Annotated in this window: 12 protein-coding genes; all 12 read right to left on the bottom strand. The window is 62.3% G+C overall.

Features of this window, described 5'->3' with window-relative positions:
• Window positions 1-6: 6 nt before the first annotated feature.
• The 12 genes from M0D68_RS32420 to M0D68_RS32365 all read right to left on the bottom strand — a co-directional run bounded on the left by M0D68_RS32420 (window position 7) and on the right by M0D68_RS32365 (window position 13125).
• Complete coding sequence (locus tag M0D68_RS32420; protein WP_266226431.1) at window positions 7-1437, bottom strand: efflux transporter outer membrane subunit; 1431 nt, start codon at window positions 1435-1437, stop codon at window positions 7-9.
• Window positions 1438-1447: 10 nt separating this feature from the next.
• On the bottom strand, window positions 1448-3019 hold the full coding sequence (locus tag M0D68_RS32415; RefSeq protein ID WP_266226429.1) for a DHA2 family efflux MFS transporter permease subunit: 1572 nt from the start codon (window positions 3017-3019) through the stop codon (window positions 1448-1450).
• Window positions 3020-3025: 6 nt separating this feature from the next.
• On the bottom strand, window positions 3026-4114 hold the full coding sequence (locus tag M0D68_RS32410; protein WP_211707485.1) for an HlyD family secretion protein: 1089 nt from the start codon (window positions 4112-4114) through the stop codon (window positions 3026-3028).
• Between the two features lie 87 nt (window positions 4115-4201).
• On the bottom strand, window positions 4202-4624 hold the full coding sequence (locus M0D68_RS32405; protein WP_093634869.1) for a MarR family winged helix-turn-helix transcriptional regulator: 423 nt from the start codon (window positions 4622-4624) through the stop codon (window positions 4202-4204).
• Between the two features lie 80 nt (window positions 4625-4704).
• Window positions 4705-5127, bottom strand: a complete 423-nt coding sequence (locus M0D68_RS32400; protein ID WP_054040360.1) for a MarR family winged helix-turn-helix transcriptional regulator — start codon at window positions 5125-5127, stop codon at window positions 4705-4707.
• A gap of 194 nt (window positions 5128-5321) precedes the next feature.
• Window positions 5322-6326 carry a formimidoylglutamase gene (gene hutG / locus M0D68_RS32395; protein ID WP_266226427.1) on the bottom strand — a complete coding sequence of 335 codons (1005 nt, stop codon included), beginning with the start codon at window positions 6324-6326 and terminating at the stop codon, window positions 5322-5324.
• Window positions 6323-7096 (bottom strand): amino acid ABC transporter ATP-binding protein, encoded by a 774-nt coding sequence (locus M0D68_RS32390; RefSeq protein WP_301716888.1) that lies wholly within the window; start codon window positions 7094-7096, stop codon window positions 6323-6325. The genes hutG and M0D68_RS32390 overlap by 4 nt, the downstream gene beginning before the upstream one ends.
• Window positions 7093-7761, bottom strand: coding sequence for an amino acid ABC transporter permease (locus M0D68_RS32385; RefSeq protein WP_175048863.1), 669 nt, complete (start codon window positions 7759-7761; stop codon window positions 7093-7095). Before M0D68_RS32385 ends, M0D68_RS32390 begins: the two co-directional genes overlap by 4 nt.
• A 17-nt stretch (window positions 7762-7778) precedes the next feature.
• Window positions 7779-8534: a transporter substrate-binding domain-containing protein gene (locus M0D68_RS32380; protein ID WP_266226425.1), complete on the bottom strand. Its 756-nt coding sequence runs from the start codon at window positions 8532-8534 to the stop codon at window positions 7779-7781.
• A gap of 73 nt (window positions 8535-8607) precedes the next feature.
• Window positions 8608-9357, bottom strand: a complete 750-nt coding sequence (locus M0D68_RS32375; RefSeq protein ID WP_256456782.1) for an IclR family transcriptional regulator — start codon at window positions 9355-9357, stop codon at window positions 8608-8610.
• 214 nt (window positions 9358-9571) lie between these two features.
• Window positions 9572-10462, bottom strand: coding sequence for a transglutaminase family protein (locus M0D68_RS32370; protein ID WP_093634876.1), 891 nt, complete (start codon window positions 10460-10462; stop codon window positions 9572-9574).
• Window positions 10459-13125: a circularly permuted type 2 ATP-grasp protein gene (locus tag M0D68_RS32365; protein WP_256456783.1), complete on the bottom strand. Its 2667-nt coding sequence runs from the start codon at window positions 13123-13125 to the stop codon at window positions 10459-10461. Before M0D68_RS32365 ends, M0D68_RS32370 begins: the two co-directional genes overlap by 4 nt.
• Between the last annotated feature and the right edge of the window lie 2 nt (window positions 13126-13127).

Here is a 13127-nt window from a genome sequence, read left to right as displayed (position 1 = left end):
CGCGCATCAATTCGCCGATGCGGCCGTGACCGTTTCGGGGACATCCCAGCCGCCGCCGAGCGAGCGGTACAGCGCGACCGCTGCGAGCGCATGCTCGCGTTTGGCCTGATTCAACGATTCGGCATCGCGCAGATACGCCTCCTGCGCGGTGAGCACATCGAGGAAGTCTGTCGCGCCGCCCTTGTAAAGCTCACTCGACAGACGCAGCGCGTGGTTCGAGGCATCCAGCGCGCCGCCCAGGCGTTGCACCTGCACCGCGCCGCTCACCAGGTCACTGCGGTTGTCTTCGATTTCCTTGAGCGCCTGCAGCATGGTTTGCTGCAGGCCGAGTTGCGACTCACGCATCCGGCTTTCGCTCGCATCGATATTCGCGGTGATGCGGCCAGCGTTGAAGATCGGACTCGTTGCGTTCAATGCCGCGCTGAAGAGGTTATCGGTCAGCGTCGGCAAGCCGAGGTACGACGAGGCCAGCAGACCATCGGCGAGATTGAGCCTGAACTGCGGATAGCGCTGCGCTTTGGACACGCCCACTTCCGCCGCGCGCTGCTCGACCGTGGCGTAAGCATTGCGTACGTCCGGGCGCTGCAACAGCGCTTCAGACGGCAGCACCTGCGGCACGCTTTGCGCGGGCACTGGAATGTCGCGTGCGTTAACGAGCAGCAAGCCGTCGACGCTCTCCGACGTACGCCCCGAATACACCGCGATCAGACTCAATTGATGCTGCACCGTCGACTGGATGCGCGGGATCTGCGCCTGCAAATCTTCCAACTGATTCTGTGCACGGGCGACGTCGAGTTGTGTCGACAATCCGTAATGCAAACGCTGCTGGGTGAGTTTCAGCGCGCGGGCGCGGATCTGTTCGTTGTCGCTGAGAATCTGCAATTGCGATTGCGCCCAGCGCAGATCGATATACGCCGCCGCTGTGTTCGCCGCGAGTGCCAGGCGCAGTTGATTCAGGGCGGCCTGCCGACCCGACACTTGCGCTTCGGCTGCGAGAACAGCGAGACGTTCGCCACCGAAAACGTCCGGCTGCCAGCTGGCCGTCACGCCGACGCCGGCCTGACGCACATAGCCCAGCGGTGGTGGCGTGTTCTGGCGAGAGTCCGATGCCGTCGCGCTAGCGTTCAACTCAGGCAGCAAGGCCGCGCGATTCTGCTTCGCGAGATCCTGCGCCTGCTTGACGCGTTCCACCGCGGCCTGCACGTCGAGATTGCCCGTCAGCACCGATTCCACCAGTTGATGCATGACAGGATCGCCAAATTGCGCCCACCATGTATTGGCGTTGATGCTGTCTTGAGGAGCATCGACATTCCACGCGGTCGGGGCGACGGTCTGAACCGTATGCTGCAGGTCCGCGTGCATTTCAGGCTGCACCGCGCATGCCGCCAGTGTCAGCAGTGCCGCACTCGCGAGTACTTTCATAACGATTGGTTTCATGCTGAGTTCCTCAATGAGCATCGGGCGGTGGCGCGGTATTGCCAAACGGGCGCGAGAACAGCACGCTCAGCAAACCGACGACGAAACAGAGCGACAGCGCAAAGAACGTATCGGAGAACGTGAGCACGAGCGCTTCGCGCATCAGCAGCCCATGCAACGCCCCGAGGCCCGCATTGGCCGCGTTCAACGCATCGCCGCCGACGGCCGCGAAGTGCGCGCTTTGCTGCTGCAAGATCGACTCGATCACCGGACGGCCCGCGCTCGCATGCTCGTCGAGCCGCTCGTAGTGGAGATTCAAACGGTCGTTGAGCATTGTGCTGCTCACGGCAATGCCAATCGCGCCGCCGAGATTGCGCATCAGATTGAAGAGACCGCTGGCGGATCGAAGCCTCGACATCGGCAATGAACCAAGCGCCATCGTGACGATGGGCGGAATGCAGAATTGCTGGCCAATGCCGCGCAACGCCTGCGGGATCAGCAATTCCTGCCAGCCCCACTGATTGGTCAGCGGCACATACAGATAACAGCCGACGCCGAACAGCACCAGGCCGAACACCAGCAACAGGCGCATATCGACGAAGCGCGCGACTATCGAATACGCGACCATCGCGACCAGTTGAAAACATCCCACTGACAGCAACGCCACGCCGATCTGCAACGAATCGAAGCCGCGCACACGCGACAGGAACACCGGCGTCAGGAACACCGCGCAGAAAATCCCGATCCCTGTGATGAAGGACAGCAGACTGCCAATGCCGAAGTTGCGGATTGCCAGTGCGCGCAAATCGACGATCGGCTCTTTTGCGGTGAACGCGTGCACGATGAACAGGAATCCGCAGATCGCCGCTACCCAGGTACACGTGAGGATCACGTCGTCGCCGAACCAGTTCTTGCGTGGCCCTTCTTCCAGCACGTATTCAAGGCAACCCAGAAAACCGGACATCAGCAGGATGCCGAGATAGTCGCCCTTTTTCAGCAGTGAGAGATCGACGTTGTCGAAGTGCACGTACTTCGGCACCAACAGCGTGACGGCGAGACCAGGCACGAGATTCAGATAGAACAGCCAGTGCCACGACCATTGCGAGGTGATCCAGCCGCCAATCACAGGGCCGACCGTCGGTGCGAGCGTGGCGAGCGCGCTGATGGTGGTGGACGCAATCAGGCGCTGCTTGCCGGGGAACAGCACGAATGCCGTCGTAAAGACGGTCGGAATCATCGCGGCGCCGAGCGCGCCCTGCAAGCCGCGAAACAGGATCATCGAGTTGATGTCCCATGCCAGGCCGCACAACATACTGGTGACCGTAAAGCCCAGCGCGGAGAACGCGAACACCCAGCGCGTCGAGAACACACGCGTGAGCCAGCCGGACATCGGGATCACGAGAATCTCCGCGATCAGGTACGCGGTCTGCACCCACGAGAGCTCGTCCTGGCTCGCGGACAAGCCGCCGCCGATATCCTTGAGCGAAGACGCCACGATCTGGATATCGAGTGTCGCCATGAAAAAACCGAGGCACATCAGCACGAACGCGAACACTTTGGTGCGCGTCGGCAGGTCGGCGGGATTGGCAAGGACCTGAGTCATGATCGTTTAACCGTGAGCAGCGTCGAGATGCACTTTCACCGTCGCCGACAGGCCTGGGCGCAATACGCCCTCCATGTCCTTCGGCACCTCGAGGCGCACGCGCACCGGCACCCGTTGCACGATTTTCGTAAAGTTGCCGGTCGCGTTTTCCGCCGGCAGCACGCTGAAGGTCGCGCCGGTCGCGGGTGCGAGACTCTCAACCACGCCGTGAATCCGTTTGCTCGATGCATCGAGATCGACGTCGACACCATCGCCAACGTGCATCTTCTTCAACTGATCTTCCTTGAAGTTGGCGTCGATCCACAGTCCGCTCGACGGCACCACGGTCAGCAGGGACACGCCAACGTTCGCCAGCAAGCCGACGCGCGCGGTGCGATTACCGACGTAGCCGTCGATCGGCGAACGGATCGTGGTGTACTCCACATTCAATGCCGCGACCCGTTGCGCCGCCTGCGCGGTGGCGATGCGCGCCTCTGCGTCGCCGATCTGCGCGTCGAGCACGGCGATCTGCCGTTGCGCCGCGATCAGGGCTGCGCTGCTGCGGTCGACCGCGGCATGCGCCTTGGTCAGATCGGCATCCGCGCGCTCCACGACCTGGTTCGATACCGCATCGTCCTTCACGAGTTCACGATAGCGCGCCTGATCGGCGGTGCTGCGCGTCAGCTCGGCGCCCGAGGCGCGAACTTCGGCGGCCTGCTCGTTGATGGTGGCAAGCTGCAGGGACTTCTTCGCCTGCAACTCGGTAACAGCCGCCTGTGCACTCTCCACTTCCGCACTGGCTTGCGCGAGACGAGCGTCGTAATCGCGTGCATCGAGCCGGATCAGCACCTGATTCGCATGGACGAACTGGTTGTCCCGCACCAGCACGTCCGTCACGAAACCGTTCACTTTCGGCGACATCACGGTCACATCACCGCCGACGTACGCGTCGTCGGTCGTTTCGACAAAACGGCCGACGAAGAACCAGTACGACGCCGCAAGCGCCAGCACCGCGAGCACGGTGATGACCGCGAGCAGCATCCACGGAATGCGCCGTGCCGGTTTGGCGGCGTTCGCCGCGCTGGGCGGAGCAATAGTCGAGGGTGTAGTGGACATGATGTCTGTATGTGTGTATGCACTCGTTAAGCTTGAAAAAAAGCGCGTTGTGCTGCGCCGGCTTGACCCGCTTCACGCGGGGCAGATTCAAACGGGGTCTTTTGTAATGGCGAACAACTCAGTACGCAGTGCCGCCGCGCGCTGCTCGCCGAAGCGATCTTCGAATTCGGCTTGCGCCGCATACCAATGCTTGCGCCCGGCTTGCAAACGTTCCTCGCCGGCCGCCGTCAGTGCGATCGACAACGCCCGCGCATCCGCCCCAAGCGTCTCGCTCGACACCAGCCCGTTGCGCCGCAGCGGCTGGATCGTGCGAACCAGCGTGGTGCGCTGCATGCGCATGGCTTCGGTCAGTTGCTTCATGGTCATCGGACCCACGCGCTTTAAGCGTCCCATCAGCGAAAACTGCGTGATGGTGAGGCCGACGTTCTCCAGGTGACGATCGTAAATCTGCGACACATAGCGTGCGGCCTGGCGGATCGCAAAGCAGTCGTCGTCGAAAAGCCCGTCCATCGCTACGCTTCCTTTTCGTGAGTGCGTATGCACATAATCAGGCGTAAAAAAGCTCGTCGAAACGAGCTCATACGCTTTGTTTATCCGGTGATGCCGAAGAGCTCGGAGCGCAGCGCCTTGGCACGTGCGTGGCCGAATTTTTCCTCGAATTCGTCCTGTGCGGCACGCCATGCGATTGCCGCCTGATCGAAGGTTGTTTCGCCCTTCTCCGTGAGACTGAACAGAAACGTGCGGCCGTCATGCTCCGCCGATTCGGCAACCACCAGTCCGTCACGCTGCAACGGTTTCATGGCGCGGACCAACGTGGTGCGCTCCATGACCATGGCGTCTGCGAGGTCCACCATCGGCAGGTTCGGTGTGCGCGCGAGCTTGGCGAGAATCGTGAACTGCGCAGCCGTCAGCCCTACTTCGCCGAGATGGCGCTCGTAGATTTGCGTGACGTGCCGGGCCGCCTGGCGCAGCGCGAAACAGTTGCATTCGTCGTAAGAGAGAGGACGGGTCATGTTGCGGAGTGTATATGTGCATACGCACTATGTCAAGGCCACTTTCGCTCAGACAGTACCTCGGAGGGTTCGACAGGCCGGTTTGCGGTCTGCTGCTGAAAGGGACGAATCAAGCATGAGCTACGATCCGGCGAACCATGCCGGCAAAGTGCATCCGTTCCTGTCGATCGGGGCGTTGGTGAAGTTAGGGCGGGCTAAAGCAACCGATACGCCAACCGCGCCGCCGCCCTCGCCGTGCGCTTGTCCTGATCGAGCGACGGGTTGTACTCCGCGATATCCGCCGCACGCAGCTTGCCCGAAGCACGCACGCGCTGCACCATCGCTTCGACTACCGACAAGGGCACGCCCAACGCGGCAGGTGCCGATACACCCGGCGCGGTAGCGGCCGGGAGCACGTCGAGATCGATAGTCAGGTAAACGTCGTCCGCCGAATCCAGCAATTGCTGAAGGTCGTCCAGACGCTGCGGCAATTGCGGTTCCTGCATATCGACGTCGAGCACGTAGCGCACGCCGAGCTCCTCTGCATGCGCGAACAGCGAAGCGGTGTTGCCCAGATCGCTGATGCCGAAGCAGGCGTAGTTGAACGGCACGCCGCGCTCGGTGCAGTCGTTCGCAATCTGATCGAATGGCGTGCCTGAATTAGCCGGCCGCTTCTGACGCAGATCGAAGTGGGCGTCGAAATTGATGATGAGTAGCTTGCGGGTTGTGGCGGCCACGGCCTCAGCTCGAGCCCCATCCACGCGATCCTGATGCAAGCGCAAACCGCTATACGTCCCCCACGCAACCTCGTGACCGCCTCCGAACACCAACGGCCGGCCGCCGCTCGCGAGCACGTCGCTCACCAGGTTCGCGAGTTCCGCCTGCGCGCCTTCGAGATCGCCGTCATCGCACACCACATCGCCCGCATCGGCGAGCGTCGTCATCGACGTCTTCGCCGGCAGACCGGCCAGCACACGGCGCAATTCCTTAGGCGCATGCGCCGCGCCAACACGTCCCTGATTGCGCCGCACGCCTTCGTCAGAACCAAAGCCGACGATCACCGTCGCATCGCTTTCAGCGAACGGCGCGGCGCGTAAAAAATCCTCACGCCACCGCGCGCCGCCGAACGGCACCACCTGATTGAAAATGCGCCGGGTGTCGCCCGGCTCACCCTCATCGGAACGGCCACTCCACACCTTGTCGTCGAACAGAACTCTCATGCGCGCGACAACACCGCCTGCAGGAAAGCCCGCGTGCGCGGCTGCGACGGCGCCGAGAAAATCTCAGCCGGCGGCCCCGCCTCGACAATCACGCCACCGTCCATCACCACCACCACGTCGGCGACTTCCTTCGCGAAACCCATTTCGTGCGTGACGACGACCATCGTCATGCCTTCGCTCGCGAGCAGCTTCATCACTTGCAGCACTTCGCCGACCAGCTCGGGATCGAGTGCGGAAGTCGGCTCGTCGAACAACATCACGCGCGGTTGCATCGCCAACGCGCGAGCAATGGCAACGCGCTGCTTCTGACCACCCGACAGGCTCGCCGGCATCACATGCGCCTTGTGAGCCAGACCGACTTTTTCCAGCAACGCGGTTGCAGCCGCTTCGGCTTCGGCCTTGCTGGCGCCACGCAACATCCGCGGACCGACCGTGATGTTATGCAGCACGGACAGATGCGGAAACAGATTGAACGACTGAAACACCATGCCCACTTCGGTACGCAGCGCATTCAGCGAGCGTTCCTTGAGCATCTCACCATGATCGACCAGCCGATGCCCGCAGATATCGATCGTGCCGCCTTCGGCCTGTTCAAGCCCGTTGCAGCACCGCAGGAACGTACTCTTGCCCGAGCCGCTCGGCCCGATCACGACCACCACCTGCTGCGGCTGAATGTCGAAGTCGATACCGTTGAGCACGGTATGCGAACCGAACGATTTGGTCAGCCCACGAATGCTGACGATAGGTTCATCTACTTTTACGGTGTTCATTGCACCATCCCTCCTGCACGCAAGCGGCGCTCCACGCGATGCAGCGCGTAATTCGTCACCTGCGTCAACACCAGATACACCAGCGCGATGGCCAGATACACTTCGAGCGAACGGTACGACACGCTGATGATCTTCTGGCCTTCATGCATCAGATCGTCGATCGTCAGCAGCGACACCAGCGCCGAGTTCTTGATCAAAGCGATGAACTCATTGCCGAGCGGCGGGATCATCCGCACGATCGCCTGCGGCAGAATGATTGCGCGCATGGCCTGCCCCGACGACATGCCGATCGAGCGTGCAGCTTCCATTTGCCCGCGATCCACCGACTGAATCGCACCGCGCACGATCTCCGAGACGTAAGCCGCCGAATACAGGCCAAGCCCCAGCATCCCGCACACGAAAGCCGGCAACAGAATGCCGAATTGCGGCAAGCCGAAGAACAGCAGGAAAAGTTGCACGAGCAACGGCGTGCCGCGGAAAAACGTGAGGTAGGCCGTACAGAAGGCGTAGACGATGCGCCGCTTCGGTGTGAGCCGGCCAATACCGATCAGCAGGCCCAGCACACAGCTCAGCGCGAGCGCGGCGGCGGTCACTTCGACCGTCACCAGCGCGCCGTGCATGATGTCCGGCCAGCCGGCAATCACCGGCGAAAAATCGAGTTCCATTGTGTCTGCTCAGCCGGTTATTGCGCGGTGGCGCCGAACCACTTCTTGACGATCGCCGCGTACGTGCCGTCGGCCTTGATCTTCGCCAGCGCCGTGTTGAATGCCGCCTTCAGTTGGGGTTCGTCCTTGCGCACGGCGATACCGTAGGCTTCGGTCGTCAGCGGCTTCTCGAGCACGCGGAAACCGCCGCGCGTCTTCACCAGCTGATAGGCGGCCGGCTTGCCGGTCACGGCTGCGTCAGCACGGCCAATACCCACCAGGTCGAACATTTCCTGATTCTTTTCGACTTCGACACGGTTGATTTGCGGGAAGTTGTCACGCAGGAAGTTGACTGACTTCGTGCCCACCTGGACCGAGACTTTCTTGCCGTTCAGGTCGGTCACCGACTTGATCGGCGAATCGCTTTTCACCAGCGCGACGAGGCCGCCCGCGTAGTACGAATCGGTGAAGTCGACCACTTTCGCGCGTTCATCGGTGATGTAGATAGCGGAGATCGCCGCGTCGAAACGATGTGCGATCAAGCCCGGAATCAGGCCTTTGAAGTCGATATCCGTCCATTGCACACGCTTGCCCATGGCTTTCGCGAGCGCATTCATCATGTCGACGTCGAAGCCGGTGCGCGCGCCGTTGTCGGTGTACTCCATCGGCGGGAAGGTCGCATCCGTGGCGACGTTCAGCACGTCCGGCGTCTGTGCGGACGCCGCGCCGGAAAAGCCGGAAAACGTCACCGCAAACGTGACGCATGCGAGGGACAACAGTCGATTCAGTTTCATGGGAGGGCTCCTTGTGGTTAGTTCAGTTCGTTCGGTATCCAGATCGAATACGGCCGCGAGCGGCCCTGCCCGATCAATCGGTTTGCATATGCTCGGAAATAGCGCGGGCCGTACGTAGCGTCCCGTCGATGAATTGGCTTTCGCGGCCGATGGCGCGCGTGGACGGCGCCATCAGCGTGATCGAGGCGCTGCTTCCGGCGCCGCGTCCGCTGCGATGAAATATCGGGGCGCTCACGCCCCACACGCCCGGATCGACTTCGCTGTCGCTGACGGCGTAGCCCTGAGCGCGAATCTGTTCGAGTTCGGCTTCGATTGCGGCGCGGCCGGCAGGGTCGTTGTCGAACAGGTTGTCGAGCACGTCGGTGCGCGCCTTGTCGGCCATGAACGCCAGCAGCGATTTCGCCGAAGCGCCGGCTTTCAGCGGCACGGCGCGGCCTTTCTCGAACGAGCAGCGCAACGAGTGCTGGCTGTCGACCATTTCCAGGCACATCACCTGATGCTTGACGGCGACCACCAGCCCGATGCTTTCCTGCGACGCGCGCGCCAGTTGCTGCATCTCCGTGCGGCTCGCTTCGACGAGCAGCGAATTCACATCGAAACCAAGGGCGAGTTGCAGGCTGATCGGACCCGGCGCGTAATGCCCCGCGTTTTCAGCGACGAAACCCCAGCGCTTGAGCAACGCGATTTGCCGGTACAGCGTGCTTTGCGCGAGACCGGTGACAGCGAGCAGATCCTTGACCGACATGGCCTTGCCATGACTGGCGAGTGCGGCCAGCACCAGCAGCACCCGTTCAGCTCCTGTCACACCCTGTTCCGCGTTCACGATGAAAACTATCCACAATGAATAACGGAATCAGAATGCCAGAACATTCTCGGATTTCAAAAATTGGATTCCCGCTGAATGGGAATGAAGAGAGAGGGTTTTCCCCGAAAGCGGGATAAATGAGCGTGCCGCAGCGGATGTGCGGCACGTATGGCGGATTTCGTCCAACCAGAAAGTGGCTTGCTGAAAGGGTAAAACGTGTAGAAGCAGCCGCTTAGAGCGCGAGCACCGTCACGCCGACCTCAACCCGATGCGCCCCGCCCCCAAGGATCATCCCGCGTAGCAAAGACACGTCGCTGTAATCGCGGCCGATCGCGAGCGTCACGTGATCCATATCGGCGAGCACGTCGTTGGTAGGATCAAGATCGATCCAGCCACTCTCCGGGCAATACACGGACACCCACGCATGCGAAGCATCCGCACCGATCAAGCGCGGCTGCCCAGGCGGCGGATCGTTGCGCAGATAACCGCTCACGTAGCGCGCCGGCAAACCCAGCGAGCGCAAACAGCCGATCATCACCTGCGCAAAGTCTTGGCATACCCCGCTCTTCAATTCGAAGGCGCGCTCGGCAGGCGTGTCGAACATCGTCGCCGAAGGTTTGTACGCGAAGTCCTTGTGAATCCGGTGCATCAGATCGATCGCCCCCGCCACGATCGGCATGCCGGGCGGAAAACTCGGCAGGGCATAAGCGCGCAACGACGGCCGCGGCACGATGTTCGGCGATGCAAAGCAGAACTCCACCTCAGGCCGGAACTCGCCGCCCACCCAAAACCGCAACTCGTCCGCGACGCACTCCCATTCCGGCGTTTCCTCGGGGTCGAGGTCGGTCCAGCGCGGCATGAGCGCCACCGTGGTTTCGCTGACGAGTTGCAAGCGCTCGTGCGGGGCGTCCAGCGCGAAGTACAGGACGTCGTTGCCGAATGCGTCCATCCGGCTGGTTTGATACGACGGTTCCGGTTCGATCTTTTCGCTGTGCGAGACCACGCGCTGCCACGCACAGGCGATCGGCCGGATCGTCGCGAGATGCTGGGCGGTCTCCACATACGTGGAGTAGTGGTAGGTCGTGCGATGGGAGACGGACAAGACCGTCGGCGCGTTCTTCATGACCACACCTGCGAAGCCACCGTACTGGCATGACTGAAATAGCGCGCGCTGATCTCATGCGCCGCCGCGCCGACATAGCCGCCAATCTGATCGCACACCGCAATCAGGTCGGCGTATGAATCGTTTTCGTCGATGGCGCACACCGATTCGAGCGCGGGCAAGGAAGCGGCGGGCGGCATCAATTCCGCAAACGGACGATGCCGCATGCTGCCCGCCGCCACGGCGATCTCGTCGAGCTTCTTGCGCAGGCGCTCATACACGCCATAGACGCCGCGCGGATTCGTGGGCTCGATCACCAGCAGATCGAGCAAGGCGGGCACTTCGAAACGGCCCGGATACAGCGAGCGATAGGTCAGCGTGCTGTCGAACAATTGCAGCAACAGATCAAATCCGGCTGGTGTAGAGAGTTGGCCCTTATCGGCGACCACCCGCAAAAACGACGTCATCGCCGACACGCGTTCGATGTGCCGCCCCACGAATAGCAGACGCCACGCTTCGTCGCGTGTCATGCGGTCGCCTTGCGCACCGCTGATCGCCGATAGTTGCACCGACAAACGTTCAAGCGCGTTCATCAGCGTCACGCGGTCATAACGATCGTAGCGTTCGCTGCGCTCGGCGCGACCGTTACCATTCGCGCCGCCCTGCGCTGAACCACTACCACCACCATTACCGTTGCCATTGCCCACCGCAGCCGGCATCAACGTCTGCAATGCATCGCGGAAGTCGTTGCGCGCCGCGAGAATCGTGCGCCAGTGATCGTTCGACAAACGCCCACGCACCTCGCCGTTCGAACGCGCTTGCCATGCGAGGTTCTGGCCAATGCTAGTGGGGCCAGTGCTCTCGCTCAGATTCGCGACCAACGCGCGTTCGAACACTTGCGGCGAATTCGGCGCAAACATATCGCCGGATTGCACGAGACCGCAATGCGTGGCGAGCTCGACCAGCGTGGGGAACATCGCGTCGGCGTCGTTGCCTTCCAGCGAACCAAGAATCAGGCGCAACAGCCGCACATTGTTTTCGGCACGTTCGCCATAGCGTCCGGCCCAGAACAGGTTTTCCGCCGCCCGGCTCGACACGGTGCGATGCTTGCGCGCGAGGTCGGCGGGTTGCATCGGCGAAGGCAGCAGCGTGAAGGTCGACGTCGGCTGGCTCGACAGCACCCACGTGTCGACGCTACTGCCGCCGTACTGCATCGACACCGTCGCCTGGCGCTCGGCGGCCATCCGCGTGAAGCCGCCTGGCATCACGTGCCAACCACCGTTGACGTCGGCAATCGCATAGACACGCAGGACCGACGGGCGGCGGCCGATGGTGCCGTCTTCGTAACGCGGCGTGCAGGAAAAGCGCTGTGCCTGCTGGATCGTATAGGTGTCCGGCATCGCTTCGATGCGCTCGCGCCATGTCGACAGCCGTTGCCTGCCCTGCTCGATTCCCGGTGGCGCATCGCGTGCTGCGACGGGCCACGTCGGTACGATGAACGCTTCCTCCAGACGCCCGAATGCGTGGACGCGGGCCGCCTTTTCGCCGCACCACCAGGTGGCCACGCTCGGCAGCACAAGGTCTTCGTCGAGTAAAACTTCGGCGATGCCCGGCAGAAAACCATGCAAGGCAGGCGATTCGACAAAACCCGAACCCGGCACGTTCGAGACGATCACATTGCCCGCGCGCATCACCTGCAACAGGCCCGGCACGCCGATACTCGAATCCGCGCGCAGTTCGACCGGATCGCAGAACGCATCGTCCAGACGGCGCAGCACGACGTGCACGCGCTCGAGACCGGCGAGCGTCTTCAGATACAGCATGTCGTCACGCACGGTCAGGTCTTTGCCTTCGACCAGCGTCACGCCGAGATAGCGCGCGAGAAACACGTGCTCGAAGTAGGTTTCGCTAAACGGTCCAGGCGTGAGCAGCGCGATATGGGGCAAACCATCGGCGCCCGAACTGTCGGGCGACATGGTGGCCTGGGCGGCCTGCGCGAGCGTCGCGATCAGCTGTGAATAGGTCGGCGCGAGGCGGCTCACGCGCATCGCACGGAACGGTTCGGCGAACAGCGTCGACACGATCAGCCGGTTTTCCAGCGCATACCCCAAACCGGATGGCGCCTCGGTGCGATGCGCCATGACGGTCCAGTTGCCGGCGGGCGTACGCGCCAGATCGACGGCGACCACCTGCAGATACTGCCCGCCAGGCGGCGTGAAGCCCTTCACGGAGCGCAGATAACCCGGATGCCCGAACACCAGCGCAGGCGGCAACTGCCCACGCTCGAGCAAGGTCTGCGGCCCGTAAATATCAGCGACGATGGCATTGAGCAGATGCGCGCGCTGCGTCACGCCACGCTCGATATGCGCCCACTCGGCCTCGCTAATCAGGAACGGCAGCAGGTCGAGCGCCCACGGCCGCGGCTCGCCGTTATCCGCGTAGACGTTGTAGCTGATGTCGTTGTCGCGGATCTGCTGCGCGACCGAGGCGCGGTGATCTTCCAATCGCGCGATGCCGTCTTCGCCGAGCCGCTCGAAGAATTGCCGCCACGGCTCGCGCAACACGCCCGAGGCATCGCGTAACTCGTCCCAATGTCCTTCGTAGGCCGGCAACAGCCGTAATAAGGACGAAGCGTCCGCGCGTGCCGCGGACGTTTCGAAAGGAAAAGTCGATTGAAAGGCCAAGG

The organism is Paraburkholderia sp. SEWSISQ10-3 4 (assembly GCF_030464785.1).
Classification (GTDB): Bacteria; Pseudomonadota; Gammaproteobacteria; order Burkholderiales; family Burkholderiaceae; genus Paraburkholderia; species Paraburkholderia aspalathi.
The sequence above is the reverse complement of the archived record's forward strand: the minus strand, read 5'-3'. Positions and strand labels throughout refer to the sequence as shown.

Excerpts from the sequence above, each read along its gene's own strand:
- M0D68_RS32420 (WP_266226431.1), bottom strand. The coding sequence starts at position 1,437 with ATGAAACCAATCGTTATGAAAGTACTCGCGAGTGCGGCACTGCTGACA.
- M0D68_RS32415 (WP_266226429.1), bottom strand. The coding sequence starts at position 3,019 with ATGACTCAGGTCCTTGCCAATCCCGCCGACCTGCCGACGCGCACCAAA.
- M0D68_RS32410 (WP_211707485.1), bottom strand. The coding sequence starts at position 4,114 with ATGTCCACTACACCCTCGACTATTGCTCCGCCCAGCGCGGCGAACGCC.
- M0D68_RS32405 (WP_093634869.1), bottom strand. The coding sequence starts at position 4,624 with ATGGACGGGCTTTTCGACGACGACTGCTTTGCGATCCGCCAGGCCGCA.
- M0D68_RS32400 (WP_054040360.1), bottom strand. The coding sequence starts at position 5,127 with ATGACCCGTCCTCTCTCTTACGACGAATGCAACTGTTTCGCGCTGCGC.
- hutG (WP_266226427.1), bottom strand. The coding sequence starts at position 6,326 with ATGAGAGTTCTGTTCGACGACAAGGTGTGGAGTGGCCGTTCCGATGAG.
- M0D68_RS32390 (WP_301716888.1), bottom strand. The coding sequence starts at position 7,096 with ATGAACACCGTAAAAGTAGATGAACCTATCGTCAGCATTCGTGGGCTG.
- M0D68_RS32385 (WP_175048863.1), bottom strand. The coding sequence starts at position 7,761 with ATGGAACTCGATTTTTCGCCGGTGATTGCCGGCTGGCCGGACATCATG.
- M0D68_RS32380 (WP_266226425.1), bottom strand. The coding sequence starts at position 8,534 with ATGAAACTGAATCGACTGTTGTCCCTCGCATGCGTCACGTTTGCGGTG.
- M0D68_RS32370 (WP_093634876.1), bottom strand. The coding sequence starts at position 10,462 with ATGAAGAACGCGCCGACGGTCTTGTCCGTCTCCCATCGCACGACCTAC.